The 16,654-nt window shown below is 40.4% G+C and carries 19 protein-coding genes and 1 pseudogene; 16 read left to right on the plus strand and 4 right to left on the minus strand.

Annotation, left to right across the window (positions count from 1 at the left end; all coding sequences use genetic code 11):
* Window positions 1-74: 74 nt before the first annotated feature.
* Window positions 75-374 (minus strand): LysM domain-containing protein, encoded by a 300-nt coding sequence (locus tag UJ203_RS02930; RefSeq protein ID WP_322008568.1) that lies wholly within the window; start codon window positions 372-374, stop codon window positions 75-77.
* 187 nt (window positions 375-561) lie between these two features.
* On the opposite strand from UJ203_RS02930, the pseudogene UJ203_RS02935 reads away from it, so the two are divergent.
* Window positions 562-709 (plus strand): annotated as a pseudogene (locus tag UJ203_RS02935) (transposase); the annotation flags it as partial.
* Between the two features lie 850 nt (window positions 710-1,559).
* Window positions 1,560-1,988 carry a cell wall-binding protein YqgA gene (yqgA, locus tag UJ203_RS02940; protein ID WP_044154538.1) on the plus strand — a complete coding sequence of 143 codons (429 nt, stop codon included), beginning with the start codon at window positions 1,560-1,562 and terminating at the stop codon, window positions 1,986-1,988.
* A gap of 537 nt (window positions 1,989-2,525) precedes the next feature.
* Here yqgA and UJ203_RS02945 read toward each other — a convergent pair.
* Window positions 2,526-3,287, minus strand: a complete 762-nt coding sequence (locus UJ203_RS02945; protein WP_322008569.1) for a DUF1189 domain-containing protein — start codon at window positions 3,285-3,287, stop codon at window positions 2,526-2,528.
* 129 nt (window positions 3,288-3,416) lie between these two features.
* Here UJ203_RS02945 and UJ203_RS02950 point away from each other — a divergent pair, with 129 nt between their 5' ends.
* The 9 genes from UJ203_RS02950 to pstB (UJ203_RS02990) all read left to right on the plus strand — a co-directional run bounded on the left by UJ203_RS02950 (window position 3,417) and on the right by pstB (UJ203_RS02990) (window position 12,912).
* Complete coding sequence (locus UJ203_RS02950; RefSeq protein ID WP_322008570.1) at window positions 3,417-3,899, plus strand: DUF456 domain-containing protein; 483 nt, start codon at window positions 3,417-3,419, stop codon at window positions 3,897-3,899.
* A 177-nt stretch (window positions 3,900-4,076) separates the two neighbouring features.
* A complete protein-coding gene (gene sodA / locus UJ203_RS02955; protein ID WP_044154540.1) occupies window positions 4,077-4,685 on the plus strand; it encodes a superoxide dismutase SodA in 609 nt (202 codons plus the stop codon).
* A 107-nt stretch (window positions 4,686-4,792) separates the two neighbouring features.
* Window positions 4,793-6,085, plus strand: coding sequence for an MFS transporter (locus UJ203_RS02960; RefSeq protein ID WP_024122070.1), 1,293 nt, complete (start codon window positions 4,793-4,795; stop codon window positions 6,083-6,085).
* 113 nt (window positions 6,086-6,198) lie between these two features.
* On the plus strand, window positions 6,199-8,349 hold the full coding sequence (gene pbpA / locus UJ203_RS02965; protein ID WP_322008571.1) for a penicillin-binding protein 2A: 2,151 nt from the start codon (window positions 6,199-6,201) through the stop codon (window positions 8,347-8,349).
* A gap of 155 nt (window positions 8,350-8,504) precedes the next feature.
* Window positions 8,505-9,407, plus strand: coding sequence for a phosphate ABC transporter substrate-binding protein (locus UJ203_RS02970; protein ID WP_024122068.1), 903 nt, complete (start codon window positions 8,505-8,507; stop codon window positions 9,405-9,407).
* Between the two features lie 68 nt (window positions 9,408-9,475).
* Window positions 9,476-10,405, plus strand: coding sequence for a phosphate ABC transporter permease subunit PstC (gene pstC / locus UJ203_RS02975; RefSeq protein WP_024122067.1), 930 nt, complete (start codon window positions 9,476-9,478; stop codon window positions 10,403-10,405).
* Window positions 10,405-11,289, plus strand: a complete 885-nt coding sequence (pstA, locus tag UJ203_RS02980; protein WP_024122066.1) for a phosphate ABC transporter permease PstA — start codon at window positions 10,405-10,407, stop codon at window positions 11,287-11,289. Before pstC ends, pstA begins: the two co-directional genes overlap by 1 nt.
* A 20-nt stretch (window positions 11,290-11,309) precedes the next feature.
* On the plus strand, window positions 11,310-12,119 hold the full coding sequence (gene pstB, locus UJ203_RS02985) for a phosphate ABC transporter ATP-binding protein PstB (RefSeq protein ID WP_322008572.1): 810 nt from the start codon (window positions 11,310-11,312) through the stop codon (window positions 12,117-12,119).
* A gap of 10 nt (window positions 12,120-12,129) precedes the next feature.
* Complete coding sequence (pstB, locus tag UJ203_RS02990) at window positions 12,130-12,912, plus strand: phosphate ABC transporter ATP-binding protein PstB (RefSeq protein ID WP_198098341.1); 783 nt, start codon at window positions 12,130-12,132, stop codon at window positions 12,910-12,912.
* 30 nt (window positions 12,913-12,942) lie between these two features.
* Here the strand turns inward: pstB (UJ203_RS02990) and UJ203_RS02995 are convergent, their stop codons facing one another.
* Window positions 12,943-13,404, minus strand: coding sequence for an endolytic transglycosylase MltG (locus UJ203_RS02995; RefSeq protein WP_024122063.1), 462 nt, complete (start codon window positions 13,402-13,404; stop codon window positions 12,943-12,945).
* A complete protein-coding gene (locus UJ203_RS03000) occupies window positions 13,401-13,754 on the minus strand; it encodes a hypothetical protein (protein WP_010334943.1) in 354 nt (117 codons plus the stop codon). Before UJ203_RS03000 ends, UJ203_RS02995 begins: the two co-directional genes overlap by 4 nt.
* Window positions 13,755-13,933: 179 nt before the next feature.
* Here UJ203_RS03000 and UJ203_RS03005 point away from each other — a divergent pair, with 179 nt between their 5' ends.
* The 5 genes from UJ203_RS03005 (at window position 13,934) to UJ203_RS03025 (ending at window position 16,606) form a co-directional block, all read left to right on the plus strand.
* Window positions 13,934-14,404: a hypothetical protein gene (locus UJ203_RS03005; protein ID WP_322008573.1), complete on the plus strand. Its 471-nt coding sequence runs from the start codon at window positions 13,934-13,936 to the stop codon at window positions 14,402-14,404.
* A complete protein-coding gene (locus tag UJ203_RS03010) occupies window positions 14,401-15,486 on the plus strand; it encodes a glycosyltransferase family 4 protein (protein WP_322008574.1) in 1,086 nt (361 codons plus the stop codon). Before UJ203_RS03005 ends, UJ203_RS03010 begins: the two co-directional genes overlap by 4 nt.
* A gap of 84 nt (window positions 15,487-15,570) precedes the next feature.
* Window positions 15,571-15,720 carry a 50S ribosomal protein L33 gene (gene rpmG / locus UJ203_RS03015; RefSeq protein ID WP_003153056.1) on the plus strand — a complete coding sequence of 50 codons (150 nt, stop codon included), beginning with the start codon at window positions 15,571-15,573 and terminating at the stop codon, window positions 15,718-15,720.
* 82 nt (window positions 15,721-15,802) lie between these two features.
* Window positions 15,803-16,366, plus strand: a complete 564-nt coding sequence (locus UJ203_RS03020; RefSeq protein ID WP_248338887.1) for a 5-formyltetrahydrofolate cyclo-ligase — start codon at window positions 15,803-15,805, stop codon at window positions 16,364-16,366.
* Window positions 16,367-16,432: 66 nt separating this feature from the next.
* On the plus strand, window positions 16,433-16,606 hold the full coding sequence (locus tag UJ203_RS03025; protein ID WP_024122059.1) for a hypothetical protein: 174 nt from the start codon (window positions 16,433-16,435) through the stop codon (window positions 16,604-16,606).
* Window positions 16,607-16,654 lie beyond the last annotated feature (48 nt).

Genomic DNA, 16,654 nt, shown 5'->3' on the forward strand with positions numbered 1-16,654 from the left:
TGGTGTATGTCAATGTATTTTACAAATTATATTGTAACAGTGTATTCGCCGAACTGACAAGAAATTAACGTTAATTATGGGTAGACCGGGAATTTGTATGCTGTTCCTGCTTGAATTGTATTGGCTTTTACATTTGGATTAAGTGTTTCAAAATCCTTTACAATATTGTCAGGGGAACTTGCAGACCCGACAATTGACATGACCGTGTCACCCGGTTTTACCGTCACCGTTTTATACGCTGTTTCCTGTACAGCTGTTTTTGCCGATGCTTTATATACGGGGAGGTTCTGAATGGGGATCGTTCCAATTTTAAGGTCATAAAAAATAATAAAAAGGATAAAGAGAATGCTGAATACAAAAGTGAGACGTTTCATTGATTTTGCCTCCCGCATACAAAATTTTTATAACATTGTATGCTTGTCCGTGTTGATTCATGACAAAAGAAAACCCTAGGCTAGACCTAGGGTTCCAAGAAAATTCCAGTATGACATGAAAAATACTCTCCAGAGTGCTATATATGTTTGGTTCGCCAACCAAAAATGAGCATACGGAGGAGTTATGATGTCAAAAGACAGTAATAGTTCAGCGCATACTACTTGGAATTGTAAGTACTACCTCGTAATTGCTCCGAAGGACAGAAGGCAAGTAATTTATAGGAAAATCAAAAAAGATATTTCAGAATATCCCCCACCCCTTATGTGAAAGAAAAAGAGCGCTGAGAAGTTTCGTAAGTGTTTTTTATTCTGCATCGACTGCGATTGTATGAGGCATAGCTACGCGTTCCTTTTTACTTTACTGAAAAAAATGTAAATACTTGACTGTCACGAACCATTGACAGATTCAACCACTGTCCCTCCAAGACAAGTCCGTTTCCGTTGAAAGTCATATGCAAATAAACGTTCCAAATTTTATTTTTCAGAAAGTACCACTCTCACAATCGATTGTGCTGAATTTAAATTTCTCGATCCTCTGAGTAGGACTAGGCTCTAACGGTTTTTTGTTTACTTCGCGATTATTTTTAATTTCTTGGGTCAACTTGATTTTGAATAGGCGTGGTTCTCTTTCCGCATATTTTCTTCATAATGGCTTTGAGTGCGTCCTGTCGATGGAGGATAGACAAGATTGAGATTCATAGCTTCCGGTATACGATATTTGTTGAATACCGCCGAATCAACACTAGGCAGTCCATAATGGAAAATTAAGAAGTAGATTCACCATAAATTAAAAAAAGTACAATGTTTCTTATGATTTTCACACCAGTCCAAATGATCAGCTAAACAAGTTTACTCACTGCACAACGATTTGTTCACGCTGTTTTTTCGCTTTACATATTGAACAAAAAAGATTGTCGTTATATCCAACGAATGGACTTTGTCTCTTTTTTATGTGATCGATTTTTGAAGGAATCTCTTTGACTAAAATATAATGCAGTCAAAAAGGTGAGTGAGCTATAATAAAGTGATGATTTGTTATAATATAAAACGCATATACCATTATTTACAAAAGCTGAAGGATTTGTTAGGATTACATAGTAATAGTTTTAAAGGAGGAACCTAGTAATGAAGCAAAGAAAATTTTCAGTGTTTTTAATTTTGCTGCTAATGGCAATGCTCGTAGCACTACCTAAAGAAAAAGCAGAGGCAGCAAGCAGTGGTTGGCAATCAGTAAGTGGTATATCTGGTTGTAAGATAAGAGTGATTACTGACGCGTATACATATACTAAAAGTGCTACCTCTATTGATGCTTATGCTGAGACAAATGGAAAATGTGGTAAATTAAATTATAAGAGTTTTGGTGTTTCTATTGTCGAAGGTGGGGACATTGGTCCTCAATACTCAGGGTATTTTTCGAGTAGAACACCAACTAAAAAGTTTTATTTCAGTAAATTACCAAAACCAACAGGTGTACCTTGGGCAGTAGGTTTATCTGTGTACAAGGGGAAAGCTAAGGGAGCAGCATTTGTTTATATAAATCCTCAGAAAAGATAATAATATAATATTGCTGAAGATCAAGAGGATTGGAAGAGATAATTCTAGTTTTTTTGGTACTAAATTTGAATTCGAATAAAAAGCTAGGTGCCTGTCGGCACCTAGCTTTTTAATATATATTTTTAGAAAATTATTTCATAGCACTTTTTTAAAAAATGTGGATATAAATTTATATTCTGTTGGTGACTAAAAAAGAAAAAAGTTTTATATATCTTTACCCTGCTATGCTTCAATATTTTACAAAGGATTTGTTCTGAAGGATAGATTCTTGAAATTCAACGGTAATCATTACTGTTTTTTTAGACATTGTTTTAATTGGCTGAGATTAAAACATCAAATTATTTCACAACTGAAAATTTCCGGACCCAGTTCTCGTACAAAAAAGCTATTTGTTTAGAATGAAATTCCTTCCCAAGAAAAGAAAGGGTAGCATCCAAGTTGTAAGATTGGCCTTTTTACACTGTTTGCTTAAAGAGAAAGTTACACATGTACCATTCTTTTTTTTTGAAAAAATTCCTGAAAATTAACCGCTATTTTTTAAAGATTTCTTTTTTTAGCCGGGAGCTCTTTTAAAACGAGAAACAGGATGACAAAGTTAACAAACCAGTTGACTAAAAATTCACTTGGCACCGTTGTTTCTAACGCACGCATAATTGTAAAAAATATTGTTGAAAGGGTAATGGAGTAAGCAGAAAGCTTCCATAGCTGGTGGTAGGACAGCTGCTTTTGCTGAGCGTTCTTTATGATTAGCCCGATAAGCGCCAAGAATGATACCTCAATAAATTTTCCCGCCGCTGTTACGAGAAAAATGAGAACTGAGAGAACAGTCACGATCATTGTTTTATTTTGGTTTAACCCTGCAGTGACATCTTTTTTGGTTAAATCTGACGGCATCATTGAGTAAGCCATTTCTTGGGCCTGTCCGTCAATGGCCAAAACAAACTTATCCTGAAGTATACCTATTGCGTTTTGCTTCGCTTCGACTTGTTCCGTGCCATATGCATCCGTCGGATCAAACACAATGACAAAGCCGTTTGCCTTTGATTCTGTGGCTTTTTTTTCATCCGTCTGAAGTTTGCCGTTTGAAATTGTGAAATCAGGGAAATCTTTGTTTAAAACGGATTTAAAGCCGTTCATAGATTGGACGGTCCCTGAGCTTACATAATAAGCAGTGGGGATCGCAAAAAGGACAGAAAGCAAAAATACATAAAGAATCGCTTTTCCGATTCCTTGAAATCTTGTTTTTGCAATATCCCGTGGAGAGTATGTACTTTTGATGAAAAGCTGAAATACATTCACTGTCGTCACTTCCTAGCTATACAATATATGTTGCTTATTGTATCGTTGCCTGCGTATGAATACAAGGAAGACCTGCATTGGCAGAAGTGTAAGATCAGAGATGTAAGCATAATGAGGAGGATGGATTCTATGGATATTTTGTATTGGCTGTTGATCGCGGCTCTATTTATCATCGCTTTTATCGGGCTTGTGTATCCTGTTATTCCAAGTGTTGTATTTATCGTTGCCGGTTTTGTATTATACGGATTTTTGTTTTCTTTCAGTCCGTATTCCTATATGTTCTGGCTGGTTGAAGCTGTATTCGCCGCAGTATTATTCGCCGCAGATTACGTTTCCAATCTGCTTGGTGTAAAGAGGTTCGGCGGAAGCAAAGCTGCTATTTGGGGGAGTACGATCGGGTTATTGATCGGTCCCTTTGTGATTCCGGTTGCGGGGATTATTTTAGGGCCGTTTATCGGAGCTGTTTGCGCAGAGCTTATTGTACATCAAAAAGATGTAAAATCAGCGTTTAAAATTGGGCTAGGCTCATTGATCGGCTTTTTAACGGGGGTCGTTGCAAAGGGAATTATTCAGCTTTTAATGATCGGATATTTTTTATGGACGGTCCTGTAAGAATTGCTGTCAGGAGGTTTAAGGGGGCGAAGTAACGGTTAAAGTGAAATATGTCTGCTGAAATAGCCAAATTGTGAGCTTTTTCATTGATTACACGGCGTTCTTTTGTTACATTGAATGAAGAAAGGCTCGCTGTGAAGCGGCATTTCAGTACATATATATTAAGGAGGAATTATCATGGCTTACGAACTTCCAGAATTACCTTATGCGTACGATGCTTTAGAACCGCATATCGACAAGGAAACTATGAATATTCACCATACGAAGCACCATAACACATACGTTACAAATTTAAACAAAGCGGTTGAAGGAAACACTGCTCTTGCAAACAAATCAGTTGAAGAGCTTGTTGCAGATCTAGATTCTGTTCCTGAAAACATCCGCACAGCAGTCCGCAACAATGGCGGCGGACACGCGAACCACAAATTATTCTGGACACTTTTATCTCCAAACGGCGGTGGCGAGCCAACTGGCGAGCTTGCTGAAGAGATCAACAGTGTATTTGGAAGCTTTGACAAATTCAAAGAACAATTCGCTGCTGCAGCAGCTGGACGTTTCGGTTCAGGTTGGGCATGGCTTGTTGTAAACAACGGCAAACTTGAAATCACAAGCACGCCAAACCAAGATTCTCCGCTTTCTGAAGGCAAAACGCCTATCCTAGGTCTTGATGTTTGGGAGCATGCTTACTACCTTAACTATCAAAACCGCCGTCCTGATTACATTTCAGCTTTCTGGAATGTGGTAAACTGGGACGAAGTTGCTCGTCTTTACAGCGCAGCAAAATAATAACGCAAAACAAGGCCCTCATAAAAGGGCCTTGTTTTTTTATGTCTTCTCTTTACATATATCGGTTTCAGTGAGACAGACTAAGGGGTAGTAAAGGGGAGTCAGTAATGAGCAAACTAAAAAAGGTAATTGGAGATGTAAATGTAAATAAAGGATTACTTCTTCTGCTGACCGTTGGCGGTCTTTACTCGTTAGGAATTGCGCTTTCCAATACATTTGTGAATGTGTATCTCTGGAAGCAGTCAGGAAAATTTATTGATTTGGCGATATACAACTTATCGATTGTGACGATGCAGCCGATAACATTTTATTTAGCTGGCCGTTTAGCTAAAAAAATAGACCGGGTTTTCATTCTTAGATTTGGAGTGATTTTTTTAGCAGCATTTTATTTAAGTGTGCTGCTGGCTGGAGAAACTGCTGCATCACGTCTTGTTCTCATCGGAGCGGTGCTCGGAGTAGGCTATGGATTTTACTGGCTCGCGTTTAATGTGCTCACCTTTGAAATAACAGAGCCTGATACGCGGGATTTTTTCAACGGCTTTATGGGCATCCTGTCCTCATCCGCAGGAATGATTGGTCCGATTGTTGCAGGATTTGTCATCTCAAGGCTTGAAAATAATACGGGTTACACTGTCATCTTCAGTCTCTCCCTCAGTTTATTTGCACTGGCTGTCGTGATGAGCTTCTTCCTAAAACGGAGAGAATCAAAGGGCCAATTTATGCTGAGTAAGGTATTTGGAGAACGCCACACTAATATGAACTGGCGGCGAATTACAAATGCGCATTTTTTTCAGGGCTTGAGAGAAGGGATTTTCGTCTTTTTAATCAGTGTTTTTGTGTTTATTGAAACAAACAGCGAACTGGCCCTCGGAACCTTTGGTCTCGTCAACTCCGCTGTTTCCTTTTTTGCCTATTATTTTGCTTCAAGGCTGATCAAAAAAAAGGCCCGTAAAAAATCAATTTTGCTGGGCGGCCTTATTTTGTACGGTGCGCTGTTTTTGATACTCTTTCATATGAGCTTTACGACATTATTGACGTACGGCGTGTTTATTGCGATCGGCTATCCTCTTTTGCTCGTGCCTTATGTATCGCTTACATATGATGTCATAGGACGGGCCAGACATGCCAGAAAAGCGAGAATTGAATATATCGTGCTGAGAGAAATGTTTTTAAACGCCGGCAGAATTGTTTCGATTTTATGCTTTCTCCTTATCGTGGCCCTTTTTAAAGAAGATATGGGTATACCGTTGTCGCTTGCCATCTTGGGCATCGGACATCCGCTCATTTATTACTTTGTCAAGGATATTCGTTTTAAAGAGAAAGAAGAGGAAAATGAAACTATGGAAGAAGACGGCCACAAACGGGTGACTGAACCGAACCTTTTAAAAGGCGAAAGATAATTTTTTGGCAATAAGGGGTTATCTGTAGAAAAAAGTCGAAAAAACCTTTAAAATGAAAAATGGCACTCTTACGTGAGTGTCTTTTCTTTCTGTAAATAGAAAAAGGTGATGTTATGAGGAGAAATAAACAAAAAAAGCAAAATCATAAAGAGAAAAAGAAGTCGCTTCCGATCCGGCTGAATATTTTATTTTTGGCCGCTTTTGTTATATTCACCTGGATTATTGTGGAGCTTGGCATTAAGCAGATCGTTCAAGGCGATGATTACAAAAATCAAGCCAATCAGCAGGAACAAAGTGAAGTCAGCTCGGCGGTGCCGCGCGGGAAAATTTATGATCGGAATTTTAATGCCATTGTAACAAATAAGGCTTTAAATGCGATTACATACACCAGATCTAAATCTACAACGCAAGAACAGCGTTTGAAAATCGCAAAAAAGCTGGCAGATATGATTAAAGTCGACACAAAAAAAGTAACAGAACGGGATAAAAAAGATTATTGGGTTTTGACTAGACCAAAAGAAGCGAAAAAGCTGATTACTTCTAAGGAAAGACAGCAATTTGAAAATAAAAAATTATCAGATGATGATTTATACCACCTCCAGCTAAAACGGATTACCGATAAGCAGCTGAATGAATTGACTGATAAAGACATGCAGATTCTCGCCATTAAAAGACAGATGGACTCCGGATATGCGTTAACACCGCAATACATCAAAAATGAAGATGTATCAGCGAAAGAAATGGCAGTTGTAAGTGAACATTTAGATGAACTCCCGGGTGTTGATGTCACGTCAGACTGGGAACGTGAATATCCGTATAAAAATCTTCTCCGCTCAGTGCTCGGAAGTGTATCAAGCTCTGATGAAGGATTGCCATCCAACTTGCTCGACCATTATCTGTCGCTTGGCTACAGCCGAAATGACAGGGTCGGAAAAAGCTACTTAGAATATCAATATGAAAGTCTTTTGCAGGGGCAAAAAGCGAAGGTCGAAAACATCACAGATTCAAAGGGCAATGTCACGGGAACGAAAACCGTTTCTGAAGGCAAACCTGGTAAAGATCTTGTGCTTACAATTGACATTGATTTGCAAAAATCAGTGGAAAAAATTATTGAAAAGAAACTTAAAGCTGCTAAAGCAAGACCAAGTACTGAATTGTTAGACCGTGCCTTCGTTGTCATGATGGATCCTAGAAATGGTGAAGTACTGACAATGGCAGGGAAGCAGATTAAACGGGAAAACGGTGCCTATAAGTTTGACGATTATGCATTAGGAAATATGACTTCATCCTACGCTATGGGATCAGCTGTTAAAGGTGCAACTGTTTTGACCGGTCTTCAAACTGGAGCCATTAATTTGAATACGATATTTAAGGACGAACCATTATATATCGGTCAAGATAAAAGAGGTAAAAAATCTTGGCAAAACTTAGGTCCGGTTGGTATTCAAACTGCTTTGGAGAAGTCTTCTAACGTGTTTATGTTTAAGACAGCGATAGCAGTTGGTAAAGGTGAATATAAACCTCACCAAGCCTTGCCTCTGGATACTTCTGCGTTTGATACGTTCAGAAATTATTTCAGTCAATTTGGTTTAGGGGTAAAAACAGGAATTGATCTACCAAATGAAATGACGGGATATAAAGGTACAAACAGATTGTCAGGTTTCTTACTTGACTACGCGATTGGGCAGTATGATACTTATACACCGCTTGAATTGGCTCAATATGTATCTACCATAGCAAATGGTGGCTATCGCTTGAAGCCTCAGCTTGTTAAAGAAGTCAGAAAATCAGATGCGAAAAAAGGGATCGGAGCTGTCGTTGAATCTGTTCAGCCTGAAGTATTGAATAAAGTCGATATGAAGAGTAGCTATATTAAAGAGGTTCAGGCTGGCTTTAGACGGGTTGCTACTAAAGGGACAGCCGCAGGTCAACTTGCTTCAGCATCATATAAACCGGCTGCTAAAACAGGAACAGCGCAGTCTTTCTATGATGGACCAGATAAATCAAAAACAGGAACAGCAACTTACAATACGACACTTGTCGCTTATGCACCTGCTGATAATCCTGAGATCGCCATTTCTGTGGTGGTTCCTTGGACCTACATTGATTATAATGACAGATACTCAATTACGAACGAAATCGGCAGAGAAGTATTGGATAAATATTTTGAGCTGAAATCGAAGCAGGACAAAGAAGATACTCAGCAAAAAAATAAAGACAAAATTGAAGAAAAAGCAGAAAACACAACGTCTTCTGATAACTAAACAGAAACGCCCACATCATGTGGGCGTTTTTTTTTATACAAAAAAATGCACGGATTTACAAAACCTTAACATTCGATTTAAACCTATTTTACATAGAACCTTTACTCTATACGTGTAGGACAAATTACACATTATACGCAGGGGGAATTCAGGAAATGAAAAAAAACAAATTGGTGCTTATGCTTCTGATGGCTGCTTTTATGATGATTGCAGCTGCATGCGGAAACGCAGGAGAAAGTGAAAAAACAAATAGCGGCTCTGCAAAAGGAGAAGAAAAGGCATCAGGTTCTTTAACCATTTCTGGTTCATCGGCCATGCAGCCATTAGTACTTGCAGCTGCAGAAAAATTTATGGAAGAAAACCCTGATGCTGATATACAGGTACAAGCAGGGGGGTCTGGAACAGGGCTTTCTCAAGTCTCTGAAGGGGCTGTTCAAATCGGAAATTCAGATGTTTTCGCTGAAGAAAAAGAAGGTATCGACGCAAAAGCGCTTGTAGACCATCAAGTTGCAGTAGTCGGTATGGCAGCGGCTGTAAACCCTGATACAGGTGTAAAAGATATCTCAAAAGATGAATTGAAAAAAATCTTCACTGGCAAAATCAAAAACTGGAAAGAGCTTGGCGGAAAGGATCAAAAAATTACGCTTGTAAACCGTCCTGATTCTTCAGGTACACGTGCTACATTTGTAAAATATGCGCTTGACGGAGAAGAACCGGCAGAAGGCATTACTGAGGATTCTTCCAACACTGTGAAAAAAATCATTGCTGATACTCCGGGAGCGATTGGATATCTTGCATTCTCATATTTAACAGATGACAAAGTAACAGCTTTATCTATTGACGGTGTGAAGCCTGAAGCGAAAAACGTTACAACTGGAGAATATCCAATCTGGGCTTATCAGCATTCTTATACAAAAGGCGAAGCGAAAGATCTAGCGAAAGAATTTCTTGATTATCTAAAGAGTGAAGACATTCAAAAAAGCATTGTAACTGACCAAGGGTACATTCCGGTGACTGATATGAAAGTGACTCGTGATGCCAAAGGGAAGCAAAGCTGATCTAAATAAAAAGAGGAGTGCGGAGACTTCCGTTTCTCCTCTTAACACATTCATAGGAGTGTAAAACAATGATAAACAATAGAGAAAATATGTCTGTGAGCGAACGTTTAATCAGCTCAAGGCAAAATAGGCAATTGGATGAAGTTCGGGGAAGAATGATCGTGACAGCCTGCGCCCTTATAATGATAGCGGCATCTGTGGCGATCACCATTTTCCTCGGCATTAAGGGGCTGCAGTCTTTTCTTGTAAATGGTGTAAGCCCAATTGAATTCTTAACGAGTCTGAATTGGAACCCAACAGATTCTGATCCGAAATACGGAGTGCTGCCTTTTATCTTTGGCTCATTTGCAGTAACGATTCTCTCCGCTCTCATTGCTGCGCCGCTCGGCATAGCAGGTGCGATCTTTATGACAGAAATTGCGCCGAATTGGGGGAAGAAAGTGCTGCAGCCGGTGATCGAATTATTGGTCGGCATCCCATCTGTTGTTTATGGATTCATAGGTCTTACAGTATTGGTGCCTTTTATTGCTCAGTTCAAAACGAGCGGAACAGGACACAGTTTATTGGCGGGAACGATTGTGCTTTCTATTATGATTCTGCCGACGATTACATCTATCTCAGCTGATGCGATGGCATCACTTCCGAAAAGCTTAAGAGAAGGTTCTTACGCTCTCGGTGCGACAAGATGGCAGACCATTAGAAAAGTGCTCATTCCTGCAGCTTTTCCGACATTAATGACTGCCGTTGTCCTAGGTATGGCGCGTGCGTTTGGTGAGGCTCTGGCTGTCCAAATGGTCATTGGAAATACAAGAGTATTGCCTGAAAGTCTGTTTGACACCGCAGGAACATTGACAACCATTATTACGCTGAATATGGGCCATACCACATACGGAAGCGTTGAAAATAATACGCTGTGGTCAATGGGACTTGTTCTGCTGGTGATGTCATTCTTATTCATCCTGCTTATTCGCTACTTGTCATCTAGGAGGAAAGTGTAATGAACCGCAAATTAACAGATAAACTGGCGACTGGAATGTTCGGTTTATGCGCAGCCATTATCGCCGCGATTCTAGTCGGTCTGTTTTCCTATATTATTATTAACGGTGTTTCTCAGCTCAGCTTTGATTTTATTACGACAAAATCAAGCGCCATTGCCGCAGGAGGCGGGATACGAGACCAGCTGTTTAACTCCTTTTATATTCTGTTTATCACGATGCTGATTACCATCCCGCTCGGAGTGGGTGGCGGAGTGTTCATGGCGGAATACGCGCCTAACAACAAAGTGACAGATTTTATCAGAACGTGTATTGAGGTCCTTTCATCTCTTCCATCAATTGTCATTGGGATGTTCGGCTTACTGATGTTTGTTAACCTGACAGGCTGGGGATATACGATCATAGGCGGGGCACTGGCATTAACGGTCTTTAATCTTCCTGTTATGGTGCGTGTGACAGAAGACGCGGTCCGTTCAGTCCCTAAAGATTTGAAGGAAGCATCGCTCGCTTTAGGTGTTTCTCGCTGGCATACCGTAAAAACCGTTTTAATACCAAGTGCGATCCCTTCCATCATCACAGGTGCCATTTTAGCGTCAGGAAGGGTGTTCGGGGAAGCGGCGGCTTTATTATTTACAGCAGGGCTTACAACGCCGCGCCTCAATTTTGCAGAGTGGAATCCGTTTTCTGAAACATCGCCGCTTAATATTTTCAGACCCGCTGAAACACTTGCGGTCCACATTTGGAACGTAAATACGCAAGGGATGATTCCGGATGCTGAAGCGATTGCCAACGGAGGTTCTGCAGTGCTGGTGATTTCAGTCCTTGTCTTCAATCTCGCGGCGAGATGGCTTGGAACAATAATCTATAAAAAGCTTACGGCAAATTAGACCGGAAAGAGGCGAAAACAATGTCTGAACAAATGGTAAAAGAAAAGCCTGAGAGTGCGGTTATAATTCCTCAGCAGCACCATGTGCTCGAAATGAAGGATCTATCTATTTTCTACGGAAACAAACAGGCCGTTCGTCACGTGAATATGGAGATTGAAAAAAATGCGGTGACCGCTTTGATCGGGCCGTCAGGATGCGGCAAATCTACTTTTCTTAGAAATATTAACCGCATGAATGACTTAATTCCTTCTGCAAGAAGCGAAGGTGAAATTTTGTATGAAGGATTAAATATACTGGGAAGCAATATTAACGTTGTCAGCTTAAGAAGAGAAATCGGCATGGTCTTCCAAAAGCCGAATCCATTTCCAAAATCGATCTACCATAATATCACGCATGCATTAAAATATGCCGGAGAGCGGAACAAATCAGTGCTCGACGACATCGTGGAAGAAAGCTTAACAAAAGCGGCGCTCTGGGATGAAGTAAAGGACCGTTTGCATTCATCTGCACTCTCGTTATCAGGCGGTCAGCAGCAGCGTTTATGTATTGCCAGAACACTCGCGATGAAGCCGGCCGTTCTTCTTCTTGATGAACCTGCTTCAGCGCTAGATCCGATTTCGAATGCGAAAATAGAAGAATTGATTACGGAATTGAAAAGCGAATACTCAATTATTATTGTCACTCACAATATGCAGCAGGCTCTGCGGGTGTCTGACCGGACGGCTTTCTTTTTAAACGGCGAGATCGTTGAATACGGACAGACCGAACAAATTTTCACAAGTCCGAAGCAGCAAAAAACAGAGGATTACATTAACGGGAAATTCGGATAGGAGGCTGGCAATGAGTATTGCTACCGAAGCTGTAAAGAAACAGGAAGTATATCAAGTCAACGGAATGAATTTATGGTATGGGGAAAACCATGCCTTGAAAAATATCAATTTGAATATTAATCAAAACGAAGTCACGGCGATTATCGGGCCGTCAGGATGCGGCAAATCGACATTTATTAAAACATTGAATTTAATGATTCAGATGACGCCGAATGTAAAGCTTGCGGGTGAGCTGAACTATAATGGCAGCAACATTTTAAAGGATAAAGTGGATATCGTAGATTTACGCAAAAATATCGGCATGGTATTTCAGAAAGGAAACCCGTTTCCGCAATCAATTTTTGATAATGTCGCTTACGGACCGAGAGTTCACGGCATCAAAAATAAAAAGAAGCTGCAAGACATTGTAGAAAAGTCATTAAAAGACGTGGCGCTGTGGGATGAGGTGAAGGATCGTTTGCATTCATCTGCACTCTCATTATCAGGCGGCCAGCAGCAGCGTCTCTGTATCGCCAGAGCTCTTGCGACAAATCCTGATATTTTGCTGATGGATGAGCCGACATCTGCGCTAGATCCAATTTCGACGAGAAAAATTGAAGAGCTCATTCTTCAGCTGAAAAATAAATACACCATCGTTATCGTGACGCACAACATGCAGCAGGCAGCGAGGGTTTCTGATCAAACTGCATTTTTCTACATGGGTGAGCTTGTTGAATGCGATAATACAAATAAAATGTTCTCTCAGCCGAGAGATCAAAGAACACTCGATTATATTACAGGGAAATTCGGATAAAAAAAACAGGCTGTTACATAGCCTGTTTTTTTATCGTGTTAATGTTTTAACGATCTTTTTGAAGCTCATATCTGATTTTACTTTAAATTCTCCGGCACGGATCTCCTTGTGATACCCAGCGTCGATCACGTAGTCATTAAAGTCCTTAGCTGAAGAAATAATGCCTTCTTTTTCAAGAATAGCTGATACATCTGCGGTGCTCATGCCGTCTTTAATGATGAGCTTGTACGTTTTTACTTTGTTTTTCGAGTCTGAGCTGCTGTCATCGCTCAGAGATTTCTCTTTTGAGTCGAGAAGCTTTTGATATTCATCACGGTTAACAGAAACCATTTTTTTAGAATCGAGATAATTGTTCACGTCCTGCTCGGTTACTGTTTTTTGTTCTTTTACAGCAGCGGCTTGATCTTCATCTGTCAGATAAAAAACACTTGCGAGAACGGCTGTCGCTAATATGATACCGCCGGCAAATGCCTGAATGCCTCGTTTTGTCATACGAGCACCTTCTCATTATCTTTTATAATCGTATTCACGTCTTCTACTGATACATGCTCAGCTTTAGCAATTGCTTCAGCTGACATGCCGTTATTATATTTAGAAAGTATTTGTTTGGCGATCTTTTGATTGATGCCGCTGTTCTTTGCTTTGCGGATCACAAGGTTTGTTTCAAGTAATTCTTCCTCAAGCACTGTCATTTTCTTTTTGAGCTTATAAATTTCCTGCATAGCAGAAAGCTGCAATGTTTCAAGCTCCTGCTCGACATCTTTCATCGGATCTCGTTGAGAATATGAGAATGCAATTAGCGCTATACTGACGATAAACAACGCAATAATAGCAATTTCCACGTTTCATCACCTTCTATTCTTTTTTTATCCTTCTTTTTTATACCATAAAACAAGTGGATTCTAAAGGAATTCGCGAAAAAAACGAGTTTTTGTCGAGAAATCTTTCTTTTCTTCCTTTATGGGTAATGGTTTAATAGGATCACCGAGCCAATGGAAGGAAAGGAGAATGTGAGAAGCCTATGGACAAACACTCATTTCCCCATAACATTCGAAGCGGGATTCCTTTTTTTAGGGACATATTCGACATGAACATCCAAAACTCTCACACATTGACAGTCCGATGGAATCTTTCAGTTGAGACGATGAAACTGGCGGAAACCGTGCTTTTCGAAAAAACGCCGGACATGATAAAAGAAATCCGTATTTTCGTGAAAAGAAACGGTATAGAAGCTGTCAGGACGAAACGCATAAAACGGGATAAAGGGAAATGGAGCATTGTTCAGGTGCCTGGTAATGCTTTATATCGCGCTGAATGCAGAATACTGAATTCGATAAATGTTTCTCTCAAACTAGCTGAAACAGAGGACATCTTTCTTGCAGAAAACGGTGTCAGCGACATAAACAGTTTCTGCAATGCAGAAATACATACCAGGTGGGAGGAGCAATTTTCTGCTTATACCTGCTATTGCAGTGAGGGAAGAGGGAAATGAACATCCTTATGCTTTCATTCGAGCATCCTAATAAACCGAAAAGCGGGCTTGGCGTTCATTTGAGTCGTCTTATTTCCTATTTAAATCCGCATATCAAAATAACGATATGCGTTCCAAGCGGTAAGCTATGTTCCTATGCGAATGTTGAAGACTTTATAGCTGATGTCAATGTTAGAATGGTTCAACAAGTGTTGTCATGCAATGAACGCTTTGATCTGATTCATGCCCATGATGATATGACGGCCCCTGCCGCTCATTATTTGAAAAAGCAGCTTGGCATTCCGCTTGCTGCAACGATCCACGGGCTTGAAAGCAGAAGGAAGCGTGCATGCAAAGAAACACCTCATCCGTACAGGCTGCTGACGGAGAGGCTCCTCCTCGACATTTCCGACGAACTGATTGTGTTAAGCAGTTTTATGAAGAGATCGATGAATAAGGCGTATCCGTTTCGTGAAAAAATAACCGTCATCCCAAGCCCTCTGTCTCTGCAGGCAAAAAGCGGCCTAGCTGAAAGGATCATTCATAAAAGATACTTGTTTTCGTTTGGAAGGTTTGTACCGGAAAAAGGGTTTTCACAGCTGTTGAAGGTATTTTCTATTCTGAACAAATGCCGGCCTGACCTTCAGTTGGTGCTAGCTGGACAAGGGCCGTTTCTGGCTGCCTATAAGAAACTGGCTGAGCAATTGAGCATAAAGGAAAGTGTAATGTTTTATCCTTTTTTAAATAGAAGAGAGATCGTGACGTTACTGTCTCAATGTGAAATGGCTGTTTTCCCAAGCTTTTATGAACCCTTTGGGCTCGCTGCACAAGAAAGCATGGAACAAGGCGTGCTGACAGCTGTTTCACAGTCAGGCGGTTTTTGTGACTTTGCCGTTCATGACAAAACTGCAATTGCTGCTGATTTTTCGCAAGAACGGGAGGCAGCCGATAGGCTTCACAACATATTAATAGATGAAGAAAAGGCCCGCCGGATAAAAGAAGCGGGCAGAGAACAAGTGATGAAACTGCATCATCCACGGATCATCACAGCATCATATTTGCAGCTTTATCAGCGTCTATCCAATAAATCATCATTTCATTGAAAAACATCCTAGCATTCCGTGCATTATAGTGGTATTATATATAAGTCTGAATAAGTAAATGATATTTAGTTTGGAGGGAAAACAATGCGCGTTAATATTACTTTGGCTTGCACAGAATGTGGTGAGCGTAACTATATTTCTAAAAAGAACAAACGCAACAATCCAGACCGCGTTGAATTTAAAAAATATTGCCCACGTGATAAAAAATCTACGTTACACCGTGAAACAAAATAACAGCGTAGCTGTTTGAGGTGTAAGAAAAAAGCCAGAGCTTTGAAAAAGGTTCTGGCTTTTTTCTATTCCGAGGGGGATGGAAATGAAATCACAATTAAGAAAAGAAACAATAGAAACGTTATCAGCGATATCGAGTGAAGAACTGTCTAAGAAAACTGCGCGTATCAACAAGCATTTATTTTCACTCCAAGAGTGGCAAAATGCCTGCACCATAGCCGTCACCATTTCAAGAGGGCTGGAGGTACCGACACGGCCGATCATCGAAAAAGCCTGGGGCGAAGGGAAAGAAGTTTGTATTCCAAAGTGTGATCCCGACACGAAAAGAATGCAGTTCCGCACATTCCAAGCGGATGATCAGCTTGAAACGGTTTACGCCGGACTTCAGGAGCCGATGATTGAGAAAACGAATGAAGTGATCCAATCACAGATTGATTTGATGATCGTGCCTGGCGTATGTTTCGATGCCAACGGCTATAGGATTGGCTTTGGCGGCGGTTATTATGATCGTTATTTAAGTGATTATAAAGGGAACACAGTTTCTTTGCTTTTAGAATGCCAGCTGTATGATCACGTGCCGCATCTGTCACATGATATCCCGGTTCAAATGCTGGTTACTGAGGATCGAATCATTTCTTGCTTTTCATAGCTTTCTCGTCCCTCCGTCAAGAATAAATAAGAAAGAATAACAAATCCTAATGGCAGGAGGGATATAATGAAGAAATTTATGATCTATGCCATTTGTGCTGTTTCTGCCGTGATGTTTTACCAAAACCGTTACCGTCTCATGAATACCGTGCTCAGCCAGCCCGGGATCAGGCGGTCCTTTATTCATCTTTTTTTAAGAATCCCGTTTATCCGCAATAAGTTTATACAGCAAGCTTTTTAAAAATCCCGTTTTCATGGGATTTTTTGCTTTTAGTAGGCGTCAAGAGCA

This window comes from Bacillus sp. V26 (assembly GCF_034296245.1).
In the GTDB taxonomy this organism is placed as follows: domain Bacteria; phylum Bacillota; class Bacilli; order Bacillales; family Bacillaceae; genus Bacillus; species Bacillus halotolerans.

Bases quoted from the DNA above. Each gene is read 5' to 3' on its own strand.
- UJ203_RS03020 (WP_248338887.1), top strand. From the start codon at position 15,803: ATGAAATCACAATTAAGAAAAGAAACAATAGAAACGTTATCAGCGATA.
- UJ203_RS02995 (WP_024122063.1), bottom strand. From the start codon at position 13,404: ATGACAAAACGAGGCATTCAGGCATTTGCCGGCGGTATCATATTAGCG.
- UJ203_RS03025 (WP_024122059.1), top strand. From the start codon at position 16,433: ATGAAGAAATTTATGATCTATGCCATTTGTGCTGTTTCTGCCGTGATG.
- rpmG (WP_003153056.1), top strand. From the start codon at position 15,571: ATGCGCGTTAATATTACTTTGGCTTGCACAGAATGTGGTGAGCGTAAC.
- UJ203_RS02930 (WP_322008568.1), bottom strand. From the start codon at position 374: ATGAAACGTCTCACTTTTGTATTCAGCATTCTCTTTATCCTTTTTATT.
- pstC (WP_024122067.1), top strand. From the start codon at position 9,476: ATGATAAACAATAGAGAAAATATGTCTGTGAGCGAACGTTTAATCAGC.
- pstA (WP_024122066.1), top strand. From the start codon at position 10,405: ATGAACCGCAAATTAACAGATAAACTGGCGACTGGAATGTTCGGTTTA.
- UJ203_RS02960 (WP_024122070.1), top strand. From the start codon at position 4,793: ATGAGCAAACTAAAAAAGGTAATTGGAGATGTAAATGTAAATAAAGGA.
- pbpA (WP_322008571.1), top strand. From the start codon at position 6,199: ATGAGGAGAAATAAACAAAAAAAGCAAAATCATAAAGAGAAAAAGAAG.
- yqgA (WP_044154538.1), top strand. From the start codon at position 1,560: ATGAAGCAAAGAAAATTTTCAGTGTTTTTAATTTTGCTGCTAATGGCA.
- UJ203_RS03010 (WP_322008574.1), top strand. From the start codon at position 14,401: ATGAACATCCTTATGCTTTCATTCGAGCATCCTAATAAACCGAAAAGC.
- UJ203_RS03005 (WP_322008573.1), top strand. From the start codon at position 13,934: ATGGACAAACACTCATTTCCCCATAACATTCGAAGCGGGATTCCTTTT.
- pstB (WP_322008572.1), top strand. From the start codon at position 11,310: ATGTCTGAACAAATGGTAAAAGAAAAGCCTGAGAGTGCGGTTATAATT.
- pstB (WP_198098341.1), top strand. From the start codon at position 12,130: ATGAGTATTGCTACCGAAGCTGTAAAGAAACAGGAAGTATATCAAGTC.
- UJ203_RS02950 (WP_322008570.1), top strand. From the start codon at position 3,417: ATGGATATTTTGTATTGGCTGTTGATCGCGGCTCTATTTATCATCGCT.
- sodA (WP_044154540.1), top strand. From the start codon at position 4,077: ATGGCTTACGAACTTCCAGAATTACCTTATGCGTACGATGCTTTAGAA.
- UJ203_RS02970 (WP_024122068.1), top strand. From the start codon at position 8,505: ATGAAAAAAAACAAATTGGTGCTTATGCTTCTGATGGCTGCTTTTATG.